We start from the raw sequence: 18,268 nt of genomic DNA, 5'->3' as shown, positions 1-18,268 counted from the left end.
ACCACCGTTGCAGCCTTTGCTACATGCTCAGCCCCGCGAAGGGCCAGGCTATGTTGCTCGATCAGCTACCGATCACGCCACCGTCATCCTTGGTAATGACTACGGTGGCAGAGCGAGGAATGCGCTGCCCGCCATCGGGCCAGTGGCTGTCGCCTTCCTCACCCGGATGCTGAATATTGACGAACATGGTGCGGCAGTCCGGCGTCCAGGTGATGCCTGTGACTTCTGCCTCCTTAGGCCCCACAAAGAAACGACGGATTTCCTTGGTCACAGGGTCTGCACACAGCATCTGGTTATTGCCCTGGCCTGCGAAGTCACCCTTGTTGCTGTACTTGCCATCGGTCTGAATCCACAGACGACCATAGGGGTCAAAAGCCAGGCCATCGGGGCTGTTGAAGGTGTTGTCTGCCGTGACATTCGCCGAGCCTGAGCGCAGGTCCTCGCGGTCGGGATGCACGATGGGGTTGCCTGCCAGTACAAAAATGTCCCACTCAAACTGCTGCGCTGCGGCATCGCCCCCGGCTTCACGCCAGCGCACGATCTGACCGTAGACGTTCTTGGCACGTGGATTGGCCTCGTCAGCCTGGGTTCGCGAACTGTTGTTGGTCAGCGTGACATAGACCTCGCCCGTCTGGGGATGCACACTCACCCACTCCGGGCGGTCCATTTTGGTTGCGCCCACGATATCTGCCGCAATACGCGCGTTGACGAGCACCGCGGCCTGGTTTGGCAGTTGCGCATCAGCCAGCAGTGCAGGGTTGGCCTGCTTGTCCAGCAGCAGCCAGGCACCTGTTCCGGCAAAGTCGCCCTCCACACTGCCTGCATCAAAGCGTGCGACGTACAGCTTGCCGCTGTCGAGCAGGCGGCTGTTATCACCGCCTTTGACATATTTGCCATCAGAGACAAATTTATAGATGTAGTCATTGGCCTGGTCGTCACCCATATAGACCACGGCACGGCCGTCCTTGCTCAGCGCAAACGCTGCGTTCTCATGCTTGAAGCGTCCCAGTGCCGTGCGTTTTTTCGGCGTGGATGTGGGGTTGAAGGGGTCAATCTCCACAATCCAGCCAAAACGATTGGATTCGTTGGGTTCCTTGACGTAGTCAAAGCGCGGCTCATGCGCTTCCCACTGGAATGTGCTTCGCTTGGCAGCAATGCCGTAGCGCTTTTGCTCTGGGCTGCGCAGATCCTGCCCCGCCGTTGTGCCAAAGTAGTTGTTGAAGTTTTCTTCGCAGGTGAGGTAAGTGCCCCACGGCGTAAATCCATTGCCGCAGTTGTTGAAGGTGCCCTGTGCACGCGTGCCCGTGGGGTCTGCCTTGGTTCGCAGCAATGCATCGCCTGCGGCCGGGCCGGTCAGCTGCATATCGGTCTGCGCAGTAATGCGGCGGTTGTAACGGCTGCCGGGCACGATGTCCCATGCACCGTTGCTGTTGCGGCGTATGTGCATGACCGACACGCCATGCGCATTCATAGATTTGCGCACATGCTCGGGCGACCACTGCTCGCGCGCCTTCTGGCCTTCATGGCCAAACAGCCAAGTGTAGGCACCACTTTTCTTGTCCACCGTGCAGTATTCGTGGTTGACCACCAGCAGGCCTTCGTCGTTCTTGCCATCCAGGGCAAAAAAGTGCAGCCCGTCGTGGTTGTCGCCCACCTGCAGTGCCTGTGCAGCAGCATTTTCACTGCCGTCGCCCTTGAAGGCTGGTGCGCCATCGAGCAGCGGCGTACCCCAGGGTGCCAGCACGCGTGCGGAATAGCCCGGCGCTACGCGCAGCTCATCTGCCGTAGAGGCGGCAATGCCCTGAAAGCCCATCAGTGGCTGGCTGGCCGAGGGCTTGCCAGTCGCAGCGCAGCCTGCCAGACCTCCACCCAGCCCCAGAAACATGGCGGCAGACAGACCTGTGCCGCTGCGCAGAAAGCCGCGCCGAGACACTGCACGATCGACCACGCTCTGAAAATGAGGATTGGCTGAGAGATTGGTTGGAATATCTTCGCTGTCCATCGGCGTTTCGTGTGCTTGCATCATGGGGATCCTCTCCGGAAATATGCGGTTCATTTGTGCCACGCATTTTCTGGAGCCCCCATGACCAAGCTGTGAAGCTACGATGACAGTTTTTTTACATGGCAGCCTGTGCGCTCTGGCGCGTCTGGGCAAAGCGCTGTGCCACTTCCTTGCGCATTTCCTTGCGGATCAGTGCAGCCTGCCAGCGGCGTTTTTCAACGCCCGTGGAAGGCTCCAGCCTGGGAACGGCCACGGGCTTGCGGTCATCGTCCACCGCCACCATGGTGAAAAAGCAGCTGTTCACATGGCGCACGACCTGACCGCGAATGTCTTCGGCAATCACCTTGATGCCAATTTCCATGGAAGACGTCCCGGTGTAGTTCACGCTGGCCAGAAAGGTCACCAGCTCGCCCACATGGATAGGCTGCAGGAACATGACCTGGTCCACGCTCAGCGTGACGCAGTAGCGGCCTGCATAGCGGCTGGCGCAGGCGTAGGCCACTTCGTCCAGTTTTTTCAGAATGGCGCCCCCGTGCACATTGCCGGAGAAGTTGGCCATGTCGGGGGTCATCAGCACCGTCATGCTGAGTTGGTGTGAAGGCAGATTCATAGACCGCAGATTGTAGGAATTGATAGCAGTACAGGCTGATGGCATTTGCGCCAACCTGGCTTTCAGGCCGGATTTTCAGGCCTGGCAGACATACGGGACATGCTCTGGCATACAGTCTGCGCGGCTGCAAGCAGCATGCCTGCTGCAGCCTGGCTCCATGGCGCCAGCAGGCACATGCTGTTGCATATCTTCCAGGGCCTTGCAAAGCCATTGCGAGCAGGCAACGGGAAACTCGCTATAATGCACGACTTTGCTGGCAATACCCCGTCGGCCATACTAGTTCATAGAGACGGGGCACAACCGCTGTTCATGGCTCACAGGCCCGATCTTCCTGAGAACCCGCTGTCAGCACAGATATATCTGGAAACTGAATGACTACCATCCGCGTCAAAGAAAACGAACCTTACGAAGTTGCTCTGCGCCGCTTCAAGCGCACCATCGAAAAGCTGGGCCTGCTGACAGACCTGCGCGCACGTGAGTTCTACGAAAAGCCTACAGCCGAGCGCAAGCGCAAGAAGGCTGCCGCCGTGAAGCGCCACTACAAGCGCGTTCGCAGCATGCAGCTGCCTAAGAAGCTGTACTAATCGTTTGATTAGGACCAGTCGGCCGTAAAAAAGCCGCAAACCCGCGCTCGGGACGCCAGGCGCGGGTTTTTTGTTTTCTGGCCACTGCCACGCAGCAGTGACCTCCACCCCAAGGAGAATGCCATGAGCTTGAAAGCCCAGATTACCGAAGACATGAAAACCGCCATGCGTGCCAAGGACAGCGCACGCCTGAGCACCATCCGCCTGCTGCAGGCTGCGATGAAGCAAAAGGAAGTGGACGAGCGCATCGAACTCGATGACGCCGCCATCATTGCCATCGTGGACAAGCTGATCAAGCAGCGCAAGGACTCCGTCGCTGCCTACGAAGCCGCCAACCGTACCGATCTGGCCGATGTGGAAAAGGCCGAGATGGAAGTGCTCAAGGTCTACCTGCCCGAGCGCATGTCGGAAGCCGAAATCACCGCCGCCGTCGAAGCCATCGTGGCTGAGCTGGGTGCCTCCGGCCCCGGCGACATGGGCAAGGTGATGGGCAAAGTGAAGGCCCAGCTGGCTGGCAAGGCTGACATGGGCCTGGTGTCCGCTGCCGTGAAGGCCGCGCTGACAAAGTAATTGGCCACCGGCCTGAGCTGCCACGCGGCATCAGGTTCAAAAACAGAAGCTGCTTGCGCTTGCCTTGCATATCTTTCAGATTAAAAAGAATCTGAAATTCATGTAGATCAAGTGATAGTAGCTTCTTTTTTAATAGCACTCCTGAATCCCGTGGGAGCCTGTTTGCTGAAGAACTCCTGCAGGAACTCGACGCAGACCCGCACCTTGGCCGAGCGCTCCAGCCGCGTCGGGTAGACAGCCCAGATATTCGCCTGCTGCTGCCACTCGGGCAGCAGCTGCAGCAGGCTGCCGGACTGCAGATCGGCCGCCACATCCCAGAGCGAGCGCAGCACGATGCCATGGCCGTCGCGGGCCCATTGCACAGCCATCTCGCCATGATTGGTGGACAGCAGCCCGGTCACTTTCACGCTGCGCTCCTGATTGCCCGAGCGCAGTTTCCAGACACCGAAGGGATGGTCACGCTCCTTGATGACCAGGCAGTCATGCGCGGCCAGTTCGTCGAGCGTGCGCGGACTGCCACGCCGCTGCACATAGGCCGGGGCAGCGCACAGCACGCGATGGTTGTCGGCCAGATGCCGCGCAATCAGGTGCGGCGCAATCTCGTCGCCCACGCGCACATCGAGATCGAAGCCCTCGGCCGCGACATCGACGATGCGATCAAACACCTCCAGGCGCAGCTGCAGCGCCGGATATTGCGCAATCAGCTGCGACAGCGCGGGCGCCACCACATTGCGGCCAAAGCCGAAGCTGGTGGACACCCGCAGCAGGCCGCGCGGCTGGCGGCGCGTCACATCCACCTCCTGCAGCAGATGCTCGACCTCGTCCAGAATGCGCTGCGCCCAGTGGTAGACGCGCTCGCCCTGCTCCGTGACAGCGACCCGCCGTGTAGTGCGATGCAGCAGCTTCACGCCCAGCTCCTGCTCCAGCAGGCGGATGCGCTTGCTGACAAAGGCCGGCGAAGCATTGTGCGCGGCCGCAGCCTCGGCAAAGCTGGCTTTGCGCACCACGGTGGTGAAGACGCGCAGGTCTTCGGGCGAGGGCATTTTCTGCACGATCTGTAAACAATCAGGCCACGATCAGTCAATTGTATTCAGATATGCAAGGTGCAGAATACCGCAACACATTCACGAGGAAGCACCATGTCCACTCCCAAAAAGATTGCAGTCATCGCCGGCGACGGCATCGGCAAGGAAGTCATGCCCGAAGGCCTGCGTGCGCTGGAAGCTGCGGCCCAGCAGTTTGGCCTGCTCCTGGAGTTCCACCACTTTGACTGGGCGCACTGCGACTATTACGCCCAGCACGGCCAGATGATGCCCGATGACTGGAAGCAACAGCTGCAGGGCATGGATGCCATTTTCTTTGGCGCTGTGGGCTGGCCTGCTACCGTGCCCGACCACATCTCGTTGTGGGGCTCGCTGCTCAAATTCCGCCGCGAGTTTGACCAGTACATCAACCTGCGCCCCGTGCGCCTGTTTGAAGGCGTGCCCTGCCCGCTGGCTGGCCGCAAGCCCGGTGATATTGACTACTACGTGGTGCGCGAAAACACCGAGGGCGAATACACCGCGCTGGGCGGCGTAATGTTTGAAGGCACGGACCGCGAGATCTGCATTCAGGAATCGGTCTACAGCAAACACGGCGCGCAGCGCCTGCTGAAATATGCGTTTGAACTGGCGCAGAGCCGCAGCAAAAAGCATGTGACGCTGGCGACCAAATCCAACGGCATTGCCATCAGCATGCCCTGGTGGGACAAGCAGGCCGATGCCATGCACCAGCACTACCCCGAAGTCACGCTGGACAAGCAGCACATTGACATTCTGACCGCGCGCTTTGTGCTGCAGCCCGGCCGCTTTGACGTGGTGGCTGCCACCAATCTGTTTGGCGACATTCTGAGTGACCTGGGCCCCGCGACCACAGGCACGATTGGCCTGGCACCTTCAGCCAACCTGAACCCAGAGCGCAGCTTTCCCAGCCTGTTCGAGCCCGTGCATGGCTCGGCACCCGACATCTACGGCAAGAACATTGCCAACCCGATTGCCATGATCTGGTCCGGCGCGCTGATGCTGGACTTTCTCGGCCACAGCCAGGGCCCATGGCGTGCCGCGCATGACGCTATCGTCAAGGCCATTGAAGACACCATCAAGAGTGGCCCACGCACCCCCGATCTGGGTGGCACAGCCAATACAACCGAGGTGGGGCAGGCCATTGCCGCCCATATTGCGGGCCGCAACTAAGACCCTCTAAGCCCTGCACCGCAAGCCCCACATAGCAGCTGCCATCCCGGGTCGGGATGGCAGGCCTGCACGGCCTCAGGCGCCCGCCACAGCCCCGGCCTGCGCCAGAGCAGCAATGTCTTCAGCCGTATAGCCCAGCGATGCCAGCAGCTCACGCGTGTGCTCACCGGCCTTGGGCGGGTTGCTGCGCACGGGCAGGCGCTGGCCTGCCATGCGAATGGGCAGCAGCGTGGTCTTGGCAGTCTGGCCTGCGCGTTCACCGTCGCTGAGCACCACATCAGCCAGACCACCTGTGGCCAGCAGATGGAGGTCATCAAACAGCTGCTCGGGCCGCGCAATCGGTGCGTATGGCAGCTGATAGGCTTCAAAAATCTTTGCCAGCTCCGCCGCGCTGTACTGGGCCAGACGCTGGCGCAGTTCCGGCAGCATGGTACTGCGCGCACGCACACGGTCGTTATTGGTCTGCAGGGCCGGATCATGGAGCATGTCTTCAAAGCCCATGGCCGAGCAGAAGGTGCGCCACTGTGGATCGCTCACCACCGCCAGGAAGATCTGCTCACCATCCTTGACGCTGAAGATGTCGTACAGCCCCCACGAAGAAATGCGCTCTGGCATGGGCGCAGCAGGCTGCCCTGTCACGGCGTACTGCATCATGTGCTGGCCGACCAGAAAGACATTGTTCTCAAACAGCGCGGAATCAATCTCCTGCCCCTTGCCTGTCTGCGCGCGCTGCATGAGTGCGGCCATGGCGCCAATGGCACCGAACATGCCGCCCATGATGTCGTTCACGCTGGTGCCCGCACGCAGTGGGTCGCCGGGGCGGCCCGTCATATAGGCCAGACCACCCATCATCTGCACCACTTCATCCAGCGCGGTGCGGCGCTCATAAGGGCCGGGCAAAAAGCCGGTGTGGTTCACATAGATAAGGCCGGGGTTGAGCCTGGACAGCGAGGCATAGTCCAGCCCGTACTTTTTCATCACACCGGGCTTGAAGTTCTGCAGCACCACATCGGCAGTCGAGGCCAGACGAATCGCCGCCTGCACGCCCTCGGCATTGCGCAGGTCAATGGCAATGCTTTTCTTGTTGCGGTTGAACATGGGGAAAAAGCCTGCACCCGCACCCAGCAGGTTGCGCGTGAGGTCGCCCGTCACTGGTTCCACCTTGATCACTTCTGCACCCAGATCCGCCAGCACCATGCCGCATGCAGGCCCCATCACCATGTGGCTGAACTCCACCACGCGGATGCCCTTCAGGGGCAGATTGGCGGCAGGAGGCTGTGTGTGGGCTGGCTGGGCTAGGTCAGAAGGTGCGAAATCAGTCATATTGGCAAAGCGTGGTTCAAAAGGCGGCATGGCAATACCGCACGGGGTTTTCCCCAGATCGATTCTAGGAAGCCACTCAGCCCAGCTTCCCGAGATTTTCGGTAATCCGCCCATGCCAGAAGGTGAGCACGCCAGCACCCGCCTCGCTGGACGCGATGCCCGGATTTTGGGTAGCCATGCACCCGCAACACCCTTGCCCAGGCTATGACGGCATATGCCCCATCTGTCCAGTGAACGTGGCTGGACAACAACAAAAGCAGAATTTTTAATGTTTTAAACGCGTTATGGCCTAGCGATTCTTCGCACCGAGCTACTAAACTTGTAGCAGACAAGATTCAAAGCTATAGTCAAACCCGCATGGATGAACGGCGTTGCGCCCCTTCCATGTCCCATCTCAGCGCAAGGAGAAGCGTCCATGAGCTCTAAGGAAAACGTCGCTATCAACCAGTTGCTCGAAAAGCTCGAGCGCCGCTATGCACTGCGCGTGCTGTGGGCACTGCGTGATGGTCACCCTCAAACCTTCCGCTTGCTGCAAGACAGCGTAGGTGGCATTACCCCCAATACGCTGAACACCCGTATCAAGGAGCTGCGTGAAGAAGGGCTGATGGAACACGGCAACGACGGCTATGTAGTCACTGCCTCGGGCCAGGACCTGCTCAAGCGCCTGAGCGACTTGCAGGCTTTTGCCTCACGCTGGGCAGCAGCGCGCGCAAAGAAGTAATCTACGCACTCGGCCCACTACGGCACACGTAAAAGGCACCCCGGATTTGCACCGACGGTGCCTTTTGTTTTTCTAGCATTTCCCGATACAAGGAATTTTCATGGCACTGATCACCACTGCCTCTGGCCTGCAATTCGAAGACGCGGTTGTTGGACAGGGCGCTGAAGCTACCAGCGGCTCTGACGTCAAGGTGCACTACACCGGCTGGCTGTACCAAGACGGTCAGCAAGGCGCAAAGTTTGACTCCAGCAAAGACCGCCGTGAGCCTTTTGAATTCTCGCTGGGCGAAGGCATGGTGATTCCAGGCTGGGACGAAGGCGTACAAGGCATGAAGGTGGGCGGCAAGCGCACCCTGATCATCCCCCCAGAACTGGGCTACGGTGCCTACGGCGCTGGTGGCGTGATTCCTCCCCACGCCACTTTGATGTTTGAAGTGGAACTGCTGGGTACCAAGGCTGCGCCCCAGGTACAGATGGAAGACACCGTGGTGGGCGATGGCGCAGAAGCCGTGCGCGGCAAGCGCGTGACCGTGCACTACACCGGCTGGCTGTACAAGGACGGCGAGCAAGGCGCCAAGTTCGACTCCAGCAAGGACCGCAATGACCCCTTCGTGTTCACGCTGGGCGCTGGCATGGTGATCCGCGGCTGGGACGTGGGCGTGCAAGGCATGAAGGTGGGCGGCAAGCGCACCCTGATCATTCCCCCAGAGCTGGGCTACGGCGCACGTGGCGCAGGCGGTGTGATTCCTCCCAACGCCACCCTGAAGTTTGACGTGGAACTGCTGGCGGTGTAATCACACCATCGGTCCATGTCCATGCAACAACGGCCTGTCTCTGACAGGCCGTTTTGTTTGTGGCGCCTGCATCAGGCGAACAGGGCCTGCTCCAGCGGCGCATAGGCGGATGCACCGACGGCATCCTTGATCTTGGGTGCCACGGCAGCCAGCTCTTCGTAGCTGGTAGCTGCTTCCACCGACAGGTTCAGGCGAAAGCCCGACAGCCCCAGCTTGCCCGTCAACTCCACCGCCAGCGGATAGGCATCCCGATAGCGCTCCTGCGGCGTGCGTGCACTGGGCTGCACTTCGGGGGCAGGCTGTGCAGGGGCCAGCGCTGGCGCAGCATGTTGCAAAAAACCTGCATCCACCATGGCCTGGATGTCCTGCTCCGTCACTCCCAGCCCCTGCGTGGCGGCCAGCACATCTTCCACACTGCGCTGGCCATCAAACAGCAGGAATGCGGAACGCAGCCTGCCTGCCAGCTGCGCACTGCGCGCCTTGAATGCCTGCTGCCCAGCTTCCGTCTTGATGTACAGCGCAGCCATATACCCTCCTCCGTAGCAATTATTTTTAACAAAGCATGGCACAGCGGTGCTGGGCACTGCATTGGGGCAATCCATGTGCAGGATAGTACGGATAGCTATGCTTTAAATAGCTACCATCGCTTACATCTATTTGATTTGATAGATATTTATCTTTGAAATCATTACAGATAAAGCGCTAGGTGCTCACTTTTTTATTCTTCTTTGTGGTCACCAGACTCAGCAGCACGGTCACCCCGGTACCCAGAAACACGCCGAACACCCCGGCAGAAATGGGCTGCAGCCCCCACCACAGGCCATCGGCCAGCAGCACTGCGGGAACTGCGCTTTGCACCCACTGCGTGTGTGAGAGGATGTAGTAAGCCGTGATCCCCAGCCCGGCCAGCATGCCTGCAACTGCGCCCTGACGGGTGACGCCACGCCAGAAGATGCCCAGCACCATGGCGGGCACAAAGGCCGAAGCCGCAATCGAAAACGACATGGCCACCATGGGCAGAATGTCCGAAGAGCGCTGCCCGGCAACCCAGGCCGCCAGCAGCGCTACGCCCATGAGCACGAACTTGGAGACAATCACGCGCTGCTCGGACGAACTCTTGTGCGTGCCGCGTGAAAAATACAGATCACGCACCAGCGCATTGCTGATGGTCAGCAGCAGACCATCGGCCGTAGACAGCGCCGCTGCCAGACCACCGGCCGCCACCAGCCCGGCAATCACATAGGGCAAGCCGCCAATTTCAGGCGCAGCCAGCACAATCAGGTCAGCCCCCAGCCGCAGCTCGCCAAACTGCAAAATGCCATCACGGTTAATGTCTTCCACCGACAGCAGCGAGCCATCCACCCGCGCCCACTGGGCAATCCAGCTCGGCAGTTCATCAAAGCGCACACCGACCAGGTTGTTCATCACCTCCAGCTTGATGAGCACCGCCAGCGCAGGCGCTGACAGATACAGCAGCGCGATAAAGAACAGCGTCCAGGCCACCGAGGTCCGTGCCGCCGACACCGAGGGCACGGTGTAGTAGCGCGTGAGCAAATGCGGCATGCCTGCCGTGCCAAACATCAGGCAGAACATCAGCGCCAGAAAATTGGCGCGTTCATCATTGAACTGTGCGCGTTCTTGCGCACTGCCTTCCGGATCGCCCCCAAAGGGCTGGCCATGGCGGGGCAGACCGCCGAGCGGCTGGGCACGCTCACGGTATTCCTGCAGCTGCTGGCGCCACAGCTGCTCGGCCTCCTGCGGGCTGCGCGGCAGGTTGGCGTACTCACGGCTGACGGCAGCAATGGCGCCCACATCGGCCTGGATGGAGCGCAGATAGCGCAGCCGCTCGTGCAGCACCAGCCGGTCACGCTCCATGGCCAGGGGCACATCCTGCAGCTTGGCCTCCAGCATATCGGTGCGCTCCTGATAGATCTGCTGCACGGATCGCTCCTTGGGCGAATGCAGCAGCTGCTCCTCCAGCTGCGAAATCTTGTGCAGCTGGCTGGCATAGGCCACGGCGGCAATGGGATTGCCCAGCTGCTTGTACGCCAGCCACGACACAGGAATCAGAAAGGCCAGCAGGATGACCACGTACTGCGCCACCTGCGTCCAGGTCACGGCGCGCATACCACCAAGAAAGGAGCACAGCAGCACACCGCCCAGGCCCAGCATGATGCCAATCTCAAACTGCACCCCCGTCAGACGAGAGGCAATCAGGCCCACGCCATAAATCTGGGCCACCACATAGACAAAGGAACACAGCACGGCGGCCAGCGCAGCGATGATGCGCGGCCACTTGCCACCAAAGCGTGCCTGAAAAAATTCCGGCAAGGTGTAGAGATTCATGGCCCGCAGATGCGGTGCCACCAGCATGGCGACCAGACAGAAGCCGCCGGTCCAGCCCAGCAGATAGGCCAGACCGCCGGGCTGACCGCTGGAGCCGCCAAAGCCCTGCAGATAAAGTGCGCCAGAGAGGCTGATAAAGGATGCGGCGCTCACCCAGTCTGCCGCTGCCGCCATGCCGTTGTAGACCGGGGGAATGCGCCGGCCTGCCACGTAGTACTCATCAGCATCGCCCGTCCGGCCCCAGACGCCGATCACGGCGTACATCATCACGGGCACAAACAGGAAGATGGGACCTATCCAGTGGCGTGCCAGCCCCTGGTTTTCGGCCCAGGTCATGAGCAGCAGCAGACCCAGCACGCACAGGCCATACAGCCCCACCATACGATGGATGCGCCAGCGATAGGCGCGTGCACGGTACAAGGCGGCGCGACCTGCGCCAGTCGGCATATGCATGAGGGCGTGTGCAGAGGCGAAAAAAGCGCGAAAGGCCTAAGCCTTGCGCTCAAAGTAATCCATCACCACACAATAGACCAGCGCGATCAGCATGAACATCAGGACTGCCCCTTGGGCCGCCATCCAGTAGCCCAGTTGCCAGCCCTGCACCCAGGCCTGCAGATCACGCGCAAAAAAGCACACCCCAAAAGAAAACACCACCCAGACCGCCAGCAAGATTGCCTTGAGCCACAGGTGGTGTGTGTCGTGCAAGTCGGGCGGCAAATGCCCCCCGCTTGCCTCAGACCCGTCATGCATGTTGTCGTGAGAGAACTGCACTACAGGCCTTTCGCTGGTTTAGCCAGCCAGGTTCTGCCAGGTATCGATCACGGTGTCAGGATTGAGCGAGATCGACACAATGCCTTGATCGGCCAGCCACTTGGCGAAGTCTGGGTGGTCCGAAGGGCCCTGACCACAGATACCTACGTACTTGCCCTTGGACAGGCAGGCGGAGATGGCGCGCTCGAGCATCTTCTTCACGGCAGGGTCGCGCTCGTCAAAGTCAGCGGCCAGCAGCTCCAGGCCGGAGTCACGGTCCAGACCCAGCGTCAGCTGTGTCAGGTCGTTGGAGCCAATCGAGAAGCCGTCGAAGTACTCGAGGAACTCGTCGGCCAGGATGGCGTTGGAAGGCACTTCGCACATCATGATCAGCTTGAGTTCGTTTTCGCCGCGCTTCAGGCCATTTTCAGCCAGCAGTTCGGTCACGCGCTCAGCCTGCTTCAGGGTACGCACGAAGGGGATCATGATCTGCACATTGGTCAGACCCATGTCCTCACGCACGCGGCGCAGGGCTTCACATTCCATCTTGAAGGCTTCGCCGAAGTCTTCGGAGATGTAACGTGCAGCACCGCGGAAGCCCAGCATGGGGTTTTCTTCCTCGGGCTCGTAGCGGCTGCCACCGATCAGCTTGCGGTATTCGTTGGACTTGAAGTCCGACATGCGCACGATCACGGGCTTGGGCCAGAAAGCTGCAGCAATGGTTGCCACGCCTTCAGCCACCTTGTCCACGTAGAAAGCACGTGGGGAAGCATGGCCACGGGCCACGGATTCCACGGCCTTCTTCAGGTCAGAATCCACGGCGGGGTAGTCCAGGATGGCCTTGGGGTGCACGCCGATGTTGTTGTTGATGATGAACTCCAGACGCGCCAGACCCACGCCAGCATTGGGCAGCTGTGCAAAGTCAAAGGCCAGCTGGGGGTTGCCCACGTTCATCATGATCTTGGTCTTGATCTCGGGCATTTCGCCGCGCTTGACCTCGGTCACTTCGGTCTCGATCAGGCCGTCATAGATCTTGCCGGTATCGCCTTCGGCGCAGGACACGGTCACCAGAGTGCCGTCCTTCAGGCGAGAAGTAGCGTCACCGCAGCCCACCACAGCAGGAATACCCAGTTCACGCGCGATGATCGCAGCGTGGCAGGTACGGCCACCACGGTTGGTCACGATGGCAGCGGCCTTCTTCATGACGGGTTCCCAGTTGGGGTCGGTCATGTCGGTCACCAGCACGTCGCCAGCCTGTACTTGGTCCATCTGCGAGATGTCAGACACCAGACGCACAGGGCCGGTACCGATCTTCTGACCAATGGCGCGGCCTTCGGCCAGCACATTGCCGGTGCCCTTGAGCTTGTAGCGCAATTCGGCCTGGCCCTTGGACTGGCTCTTCACGGTTTCAGGACGCGCCTGCAGGATGTACAGCTTGCCGTCGGTGCCGTCCTTGCCCCACTCGATGTCCATGGGACGGCCATAGTGCTGCTCGATCACCAGTGCGTACTGGGCCAGTTCCTGCACTTCGGCATCGGTCAGGGAGTAACGGTTGCGCAGCTCGGGAGCCACGTCGGTGGTCTTGACCAGCTTGCCCGATGCAGCCTTTTCTTCAGGTGTGGAGAACACCATCTGGATCAGCTTGGAGCCCAGATTACGGCGGATCAGCGCGCTCTTGCCAGCCTTGAGCATGGGCTTGTGCACGTAGAACTCGTCAGGGTTCACAGCGCCCTGCACCACGGTTTCACCCAGGCCATAGCTGGAAGTGATGAAGACCACTTCTTCAAAGCCGGACTCGGTGTCGATGGTGAACATCACGCCCGCTGCGCCCAGGTCGGAGCGCACCATGCGCTGCACGCCAGCAGACAGGGCCACCACGTCGTGGGCAAAGCCCTTGTGCACGCGGTAGGAGATGGCGCGGTCGTTGTACAGCGATGCGAACACTTCCTTCATCTTGTGCAGCACGTCTTCGATGCCCACCACGTTCAGGAAGGTTTCCTGCTGACCGGCAAACGATGCGTCGGGCAGGTCTTCGGCGGTAGCGGAAGAACGCACGGCAAAGGATGCTTCGGCATTGCCGCCTTGCAGACGGGCAAATTCCGTGCGGATGGCTGCTTCCAGATCTGCAGGGAAAGGCTGTGCTTCCACCATGGCGCGGATTTCAGCACCCACTGCAGCCAGGGCACGCACGTCATCAACGTCCAGTGCTGCCAGCTTGGCGGAAATCTTGTCGGCCAGACCTTCATAGGCCAGGAACTGGCGGAAGGCGTGGGCAGTCGTCGCGAAACCGGTTGGCACGCGCACGCCCTGAGGCAGCTGAGAGATCATCTCGCCGAGGGAGGCATTCTTGCCACCGACGACTTCAACGTCGCTCATACGCAGGTTTTCGAAAGGCACGACCAGTGCCGTCTCTTCGAAACGATTAGACATGGGAAGGCTCCAAAGTTAAAAAACCTGTCAGCCCAGCGACCCACTGACCATCATGCCGCTGGGAAACCCGCCTGCTTATCCATGACAACTTTGCTTGTTCTTGTTGTCGGTCATCGACCAGCAGACCGGTGAAATTTGGGAATAATGGGTGTCATTCTAGTCCCGGCCGGGCAATTTCGCCGCAGCTTCGGGTGTTTAAATTTGAAGGGAATGATTGCCCCATGCATTCGCGCACTGTATTTGTCATCTCGGACGGCACCGGCATTACCGCAGAAACCTTTGGCACGGCCTTGATGACCCAGTTTGATATCAAGCCACGCATTGTGCGCATTCCTTTTGTCGACACCGTAGACAAGGCGCACCAGGCTGTCCGACAAATTAACCACACTTTTGACATCGAAGGCAAAAAGCCCATCGTCTTCAGCACCCTGGTCAATCAGGAAGTGGTGGGTGTGATCAATGAGCAGTGCAAGGGCCTGCTGATGGACATGTTCGGCACCTTTGTGAAGCCTCTGGAAGAAGAGCTGGGCCTCAAGAGCCAGCACCGCGTGGGGCGGTTCTCGGACATCAGCCAGAGCAAGGAATATCTGGACCGCATGGAGGCCATCAACTACACGCTGGCCCACGACGACGGACAGACCAACCATGACCTGCAGGGCGCAGAAGTCATCCTGCTGGGCGTGAGCCGCTCGGGCAAGACCCCGACCAGCCTGTATCTGGCCATGCAGTTTGGTCTGAAGGTGGCGAACTACCCGCTGATTCCCGAAGACTTTGAGCGCAAGAAGCTGCCACCTGCGCTGGAGCCACACCGCAAGAAGCTGTTCGGCCTGACGATTGACCCCATTCGCCTGTCCGAGATCCGCAACGAACGCCGCCCCGGCTCCAAGTACGCCAGCCTGCAGAACTGCCGCTACGAAGTCCATGAAGCCGAAGCCATGATGCGCCGCGCCGGGGTGAGCTGGCTGTCAACGACCACCAAGTCCATCGAGGAAATCTCCACCACCATCCTGCAGGAAGTGCTGCCGCACCGTCTGGGCGTAGGCATACACGGCTGATCAGCCAGCAACTACTAAATAAGTAGCTGCCAGCGCTTGATTTTTCTTGGTTTCAGACATAAATCACCCTGAAAACCAGTAAATACAAGCGCTGGCAGCTATTTTTTTCATTGCAGGCTGAATGCGTAATGCAACTGCCCCTGCTCGGTATGCAGACACTGCGCCTGCACACCCCAGACCTGCTGAATACGCGCTGGCGTCAATACCACCTGCCTGTGGCCAAACACCGCCGCAGCACCCTGACCGGGCAGCAAGAGCACATCATCGGCATAGTGCAGCGCCAGATTCAGGTCGTGCAGCACGATGACAACACCTAGCCCCCACTCCTGCGCCCTGCCGCGCAGCAGCTGCATGCAGGCATGCTGGTGCTGCAAGTCCAGCGCAGCCATGGGCTCATCGAGCAAGGCCCAGCACGGCCCCGCCGCCTGAGGCTCCCAGACCTGTGCCAGGGTACGTGCCAGGTGCACCCGTGCGCGCTCACCGCCGGAGAGCGTGGCGATGTCCCGCTGCGCCAGATGCACCACCCCCGTGCTGTGCATGGCCGCCTGCACGATCTGTGCTTCCTGCCTGCTGGGTGCATGGCGGTGCGGATAGCGCCCCATCTGCACCACCTCCTGCGCCAGAAAGCTGAAAGCCACCTGCGTGTCCTGTGCCATATAGGCCACGCGTGCAGCCAGCTGCCAGGCTGGCATGCGCTGCAGCGGCTGGCCATCGAGCAGCACCACACCGGCATCGGCTGCGCGCAGCCCCAGCATGACGGACAGCAGCGTGCTCTTGCCTGCGCCATTGGGGCCCACGATGGCCGTCACCCGCCCCGGCTGCAGCAGTGCTTCTACCTGCGCAATGATGCTGGCCCTGGCATGCGGGCGAATCTGCAAGCCGTGGCAATGCAGCAAACCTGTCTGAGCCATACCTATACCTTGCCCCTGAACTGCCGCAGCATCAGCAAAAACAGCGGCACACCAATCAGCGCCGTGAGTACTCCCAGCGGCATCTCCGCCGGCTGCACGATGGTGCGCGCCACCACATCTGCAGCCAGCACCAGGGCTGCACCCAGCAGGGCCGAGCATGGCAGCACCACGCGGTGATCTGGCCCTGCCACCAGCCGCACCCAGTGCGGAGCCACCAGCCCGATAAAGCCAATCATGCCCGTGGACGAAGTCACTGCCCCTACGGTCAAGGCCGCTATCCATACGGCCTGGCGCTTGGTACGCTCCACCGGCACGCCCAGCAGCTGCGCCTGCGCTTCACCCAGCGCCATGGCGTTCAAGGGCCGCGCCAGGCGCTGCGCCAGCGCCATGCACACCAGCACCACCGTGCCGACCATCCACACCGCCGCCCAGCGGGCCTGCCCCAGTGAGCCCATGAGCCACAGCTGCACATTGCGCAGCTGCTCGTCCGTGGACACATAGCTCAGAAAACCCAGCCCAGCCCCTGCCAGCGCATTGATGGCAATGCCCGCCAGCAGCATGAGGCTCACCCGCGTGCCTGCGCCGGACTGCGCCAGCAGGTAGATCAGCCAGGTCACCAGCACACCGCCTGCAAAGGCGCAGACGGCCAGCGCCCAGCTACCTAGCTGAAAGCCAAGCACTGGCAGCCAGATGGGGCCCAGCACAATGGCTCCGGCGGCTGCCAGCGCGGCACCACTGCTCACGCCAATCAGCCCGGGATCGGCCAGCGGGTTGCGAAACAGCCCCTGCATCAGCGCCCCCGCCATGCCCAGACCTGCACCAGCCGCCGCCCCCAGCAGCAGCCGCGGCAGGCGGATGTTCATGAACACCAGATGCTCCGTGCCCTGCGCGCCCTGCCCTTGCAGGGCCTGCACCAGCACCTGCCACAGCTGCGCCGGGCTGATGGCATAGGCGCCATGTGCACTGCCCCAGACAAAAGCCGCAACGGCCAGCCCGAATCCCACCCCGCAGGCAACAGGCGGACGCAATCTGCCTGCATGGCTCCAGCGGCCTGCCTGCATCATGCGGTGACCTGCAGCATCTGGGCATGCAGCTCCTGCACCGCCGAAGGCAGGCGCGGGCCAAAACCCAGCAAATGGCTGGCTTCCATACCGACCAGCGCCTTGCGTGCAAAAGCGGGGGTCAGGGCCAGTTCTGGTCTGCGCCAGAAAGCCTCTACCCCACCCAGTGCTTCAATGCCCTGCGTGCTGTTGACAATCACTTCTGGCGCCACAGCAGCCATGGCCTCTGCGGTCAGTGGCCGGTAGCCCTGAAACTGCGTGACGGCATTGACTGCCCCCGCCAGCTCCAGCAGCGCATGTGCTGCCGTGCCACGCCCCGCCACCATGGGCGAGCCACTGTGCGACAGGATGAACAGCGCACGCGGCTTACGCTCAGCCTGCGCTACCAGGCCTTGTACCTGCTGCCATTGCTGCTGCAGCTGCTGAGTCAGCGCTGCCGCTGCGGCCTCGCGCTGGGTCACGCGCCCCACGGTGTCAATCTTGCGCAGCACTTCAGCAAAGTCATGGCTGCTGGGCACCAGCTCCACACGCACACCGGCAGCGCGCACCTGCTCGATCACGATGGGCGGCCCGGCTTCGCTGCTGCCCACTATGGCATCGGGCTGAAGCGACAGCAGCCCTTCGGCCGAGAGCTGACGCAGATAGCCCACCTTGGGCGTGCGCGTCGCAGCTTCTGGGTAGAGGCTGGTGGTGTCGGTGGCGACCAGCAGATCCTCAGCGCCCAGCGCATACACCACTTCCGTCATGGCGCCACCCAGCGCTATCAGGCGTTGCACTGCGGCGGTGGAGGCACGTGCTGGCAGCACGCTGCCCAGCGCACCCAGCCCCAACGCGGCACACCACTGGCGGCGTGTGTACGGCAGCATCTGTGATGGCTGATG

Annotated in this window: 17 protein-coding genes and 1 pseudogene; 7 read left to right on the top strand and 11 right to left on the bottom strand. The window is 61.0% G+C overall.

Going from position 1 to position 18,268, the window contains the following annotated elements; all coding sequences use genetic code 11:
- Positions 1-61 precede the first annotated feature (61 nt).
- Together B5M06_RS10640 and B5M06_RS10635 are read right to left on the bottom strand one after the other, a co-directional pair.
- A complete protein-coding gene (locus B5M06_RS10640; protein WP_240183908.1) occupies positions 62-2,026 on the bottom strand; it encodes a PhoX family protein in 1,965 nt (654 codons plus the stop codon).
- Positions 2,027-2,117: 91 nt separating this feature from the next.
- The gene (locus B5M06_RS10635) at positions 2,118-2,612 is read right to left on the bottom strand and encodes an acyl-CoA thioesterase (protein WP_054066449.1); all 495 of its coding nucleotides are present in this window, start codon (positions 2,610-2,612) and stop codon (positions 2,118-2,120) included.
- A gap of 371 nt (positions 2,613-2,983) precedes the next feature.
- Here B5M06_RS10635 and rpsU point away from each other — a divergent pair, with 371 nt between their 5' ends.
- Entirely contained in the window at positions 2,984-3,196 is a 213-nt protein-coding gene (gene rpsU / locus B5M06_RS10625; protein ID WP_003052999.1) for a 30S ribosomal protein S21, read from the top strand.
- A 123-nt stretch (positions 3,197-3,319) separates the two neighbouring features.
- The gene (locus tag B5M06_RS10620; RefSeq protein ID WP_054066451.1) at positions 3,320-3,766 is read left to right on the top strand and encodes a GatB/YqeY domain-containing protein; all 447 of its coding nucleotides are present in this window, start codon (positions 3,320-3,322) and stop codon (positions 3,764-3,766) included.
- A 107-nt stretch (positions 3,767-3,873) separates the two neighbouring features.
- Here B5M06_RS10620 and B5M06_RS10615 read toward each other — a convergent pair whose 3' ends face one another.
- Positions 3,874-4,809 (bottom strand): LysR substrate-binding domain-containing protein, encoded by a 936-nt coding sequence (locus tag B5M06_RS10615; RefSeq protein WP_054066452.1) that lies wholly within the window; start codon positions 4,807-4,809, stop codon positions 3,874-3,876.
- 96 nt (positions 4,810-4,905) lie between these two features.
- Here B5M06_RS10615 and B5M06_RS10610 point away from each other — a divergent pair, with 96 nt between their 5' ends.
- Positions 4,906-5,997 (top strand): tartrate dehydrogenase, encoded by a 1,092-nt coding sequence (locus B5M06_RS10610; RefSeq protein WP_054066453.1) that lies wholly within the window; start codon positions 4,906-4,908, stop codon positions 5,995-5,997.
- A gap of 75 nt (positions 5,998-6,072) precedes the next feature.
- Here B5M06_RS10610 and B5M06_RS10605 read toward each other — a convergent pair whose 3' ends face one another.
- Positions 6,073-7,320, bottom strand: a complete 1,248-nt coding sequence (locus B5M06_RS10605; protein WP_054066496.1) for a CaiB/BaiF CoA transferase family protein — start codon at positions 7,318-7,320, stop codon at positions 6,073-6,075.
- A 415-nt stretch (positions 7,321-7,735) separates the two neighbouring features.
- Here B5M06_RS10605 and B5M06_RS10600 point away from each other — a divergent pair, with 415 nt between their 5' ends.
- From B5M06_RS10600 to B5M06_RS17455, 3 genes and pseudogenes are all read left to right on the top strand, one after another.
- On the top strand, positions 7,736-8,041 hold the full coding sequence (locus tag B5M06_RS10600; protein ID WP_054066454.1) for a winged helix-turn-helix transcriptional regulator: 306 nt from the start codon (positions 7,736-7,738) through the stop codon (positions 8,039-8,041).
- Positions 8,042-8,141: 100 nt separating this feature from the next.
- Positions 8,142-8,486, top strand: a pseudogene (locus B5M06_RS17460) (FKBP-type peptidyl-prolyl cis-trans isomerase); the annotation flags it as partial.
- Entirely contained in the window at positions 8,466-8,834 is a 369-nt protein-coding gene (locus B5M06_RS17455; RefSeq protein ID WP_240184056.1) for an FKBP-type peptidyl-prolyl cis-trans isomerase, read from the top strand. The pseudogene B5M06_RS17460 and the gene B5M06_RS17455, both read left to right, overlap by 21 nt.
- 71 nt (positions 8,835-8,905) lie before the next feature.
- Here the strand turns inward: B5M06_RS17455 and B5M06_RS10590 are convergent, their stop codons facing one another.
- From B5M06_RS10590 to ppsA, 4 genes are all read right to left on the bottom strand, one after another.
- Positions 8,906-9,361: a hypothetical protein gene (locus tag B5M06_RS10590; RefSeq protein ID WP_054066456.1), complete on the bottom strand. Its 456-nt coding sequence runs from the start codon at positions 9,359-9,361 to the stop codon at positions 8,906-8,908.
- A 175-nt stretch (positions 9,362-9,536) separates the two neighbouring features.
- Positions 9,537-11,633, bottom strand: coding sequence for a VC_2705 family sodium/solute symporter (locus B5M06_RS10585; protein ID WP_240183907.1), 2,097 nt, complete (start codon positions 11,631-11,633; stop codon positions 9,537-9,539).
- 36 nt (positions 11,634-11,669) lie between these two features.
- The gene (locus tag B5M06_RS10580; protein WP_054066458.1) at positions 11,670-11,930 is read right to left on the bottom strand and encodes a DUF4212 domain-containing protein; all 261 of its coding nucleotides are present in this window, start codon (positions 11,928-11,930) and stop codon (positions 11,670-11,672) included.
- A 39-nt stretch (positions 11,931-11,969) separates the two neighbouring features.
- The gene (gene ppsA / locus B5M06_RS10575) at positions 11,970-14,360 is read right to left on the bottom strand and encodes a phosphoenolpyruvate synthase (RefSeq protein ID WP_054066459.1); all 2,391 of its coding nucleotides are present in this window, start codon (positions 14,358-14,360) and stop codon (positions 11,970-11,972) included.
- Positions 14,361-14,581: 221 nt separating this feature from the next.
- Here ppsA and ppsR point away from each other — a divergent pair, with 221 nt between their 5' ends.
- Positions 14,582-15,415 carry a posphoenolpyruvate synthetase regulatory kinase/phosphorylase PpsR gene (gene ppsR / locus B5M06_RS10570; protein ID WP_054066460.1) on the top strand — a complete coding sequence of 278 codons (834 nt, stop codon included), beginning with the start codon at positions 14,582-14,584 and terminating at the stop codon, positions 15,413-15,415.
- A 107-nt stretch (positions 15,416-15,522) separates the two neighbouring features.
- Here the strand turns inward: ppsR and B5M06_RS10565 are convergent, their stop codons facing one another.
- The 3 genes from B5M06_RS10565 to B5M06_RS10555 are packed head-to-tail and all read right to left on the bottom strand — an operon-like array spanning position 15,523 to position 18,253.
- The gene (locus B5M06_RS10565) at positions 15,523-16,326 is read right to left on the bottom strand and encodes a heme ABC transporter ATP-binding protein (RefSeq protein ID WP_054066461.1); all 804 of its coding nucleotides are present in this window, start codon (positions 16,324-16,326) and stop codon (positions 15,523-15,525) included.
- 2 nt (positions 16,327-16,328) lie between these two features.
- Entirely contained in the window at positions 16,329-17,390 is a 1,062-nt protein-coding gene (locus B5M06_RS10560; RefSeq protein WP_114070923.1) for a FecCD family ABC transporter permease, read from the bottom strand.
- Positions 17,387-18,253 carry a heme/hemin ABC transporter substrate-binding protein gene (locus tag B5M06_RS10555; RefSeq protein WP_054066462.1) on the bottom strand — a complete coding sequence of 289 codons (867 nt, stop codon included), beginning with the start codon at positions 18,251-18,253 and terminating at the stop codon, positions 17,387-17,389. Before B5M06_RS10555 ends, B5M06_RS10560 begins: the two co-directional genes overlap by 4 nt.
- Positions 18,254-18,268: the final 15 nt, after the last annotated feature.

Origin of the sequence: Comamonas kerstersii, from assembly GCF_002056725.1 — a bacterium.
Lineage (GTDB): Bacteria > Pseudomonadota > Gammaproteobacteria > Burkholderiales > Burkholderiaceae_C > Comamonas > Comamonas kerstersii.
This window is presented reverse-complemented; position numbering and strand designations above follow the sequence as displayed.

Coding starts and splice junctions, on each gene's coding strand:
- B5M06_RS10605 (WP_054066496.1), bottom strand. CDS start 7,320: ATGACTGATTTCGCACCTTCTGACCTAGCCCAGCCAGCCCACACACAG.
- B5M06_RS10600 (WP_054066454.1), top strand. CDS start 7,736: ATGAGCTCTAAGGAAAACGTCGCTATCAACCAGTTGCTCGAAAAGCTC.
- B5M06_RS10615 (WP_054066452.1), bottom strand. CDS start 4,809: ATGCCCTCGCCCGAAGACCTGCGCGTCTTCACCACCGTGGTGCGCAAA.
- rpsU (WP_003052999.1), top strand. CDS start 2,984: ATGACTACCATCCGCGTCAAAGAAAACGAACCTTACGAAGTTGCTCTG.
- B5M06_RS10555 (WP_054066462.1), bottom strand. CDS start 18,253: ATGCTGCCGTACACACGCCGCCAGTGGTGTGCCGCGTTGGGGCTGGGT.
- B5M06_RS10590 (WP_054066456.1), bottom strand. CDS start 9,361: ATGGCTGCGCTGTACATCAAGACGGAAGCTGGGCAGCAGGCATTCAAG.
- B5M06_RS10580 (WP_054066458.1), bottom strand. CDS start 11,930: ATGCATGACGGGTCTGAGGCAAGCGGGGGGCATTTGCCGCCCGACTTG.
- B5M06_RS10610 (WP_054066453.1), top strand. CDS start 4,906: ATGTCCACTCCCAAAAAGATTGCAGTCATCGCCGGCGACGGCATCGGC.
- B5M06_RS10585 (WP_240183907.1), bottom strand. CDS start 11,633: ATGCATATGCCGACTGGCGCAGGTCGCGCCGCCTTGTACCGTGCACGC.
- ppsR (WP_054066460.1), top strand. CDS start 14,582: ATGCATTCGCGCACTGTATTTGTCATCTCGGACGGCACCGGCATTACC.
- B5M06_RS10640 (WP_240183908.1), bottom strand. CDS start 2,026: ATGATGCAAGCACACGAAACGCCGATGGACAGCGAAGATATTCCAACC.
- B5M06_RS17455 (WP_240184056.1), top strand. CDS start 8,466: ATGTTTGAAGTGGAACTGCTGGGTACCAAGGCTGCGCCCCAGGTACAG.
- B5M06_RS10620 (WP_054066451.1), top strand. CDS start 3,320: ATGAGCTTGAAAGCCCAGATTACCGAAGACATGAAAACCGCCATGCGT.
- B5M06_RS10635 (WP_054066449.1), bottom strand. CDS start 2,612: ATGAATCTGCCTTCACACCAACTCAGCATGACGGTGCTGATGACCCCC.
- ppsA (WP_054066459.1), bottom strand. CDS start 14,360: ATGTCTAATCGTTTCGAAGAGACGGCACTGGTCGTGCCTTTCGAAAAC.
- B5M06_RS10560 (WP_114070923.1), bottom strand. CDS start 17,390: ATGATGCAGGCAGGCCGCTGGAGCCATGCAGGCAGATTGCGTCCGCCT.
- B5M06_RS10565 (WP_054066461.1), bottom strand. CDS start 16,326: ATGGCTCAGACAGGTTTGCTGCATTGCCACGGCTTGCAGATTCGCCCG.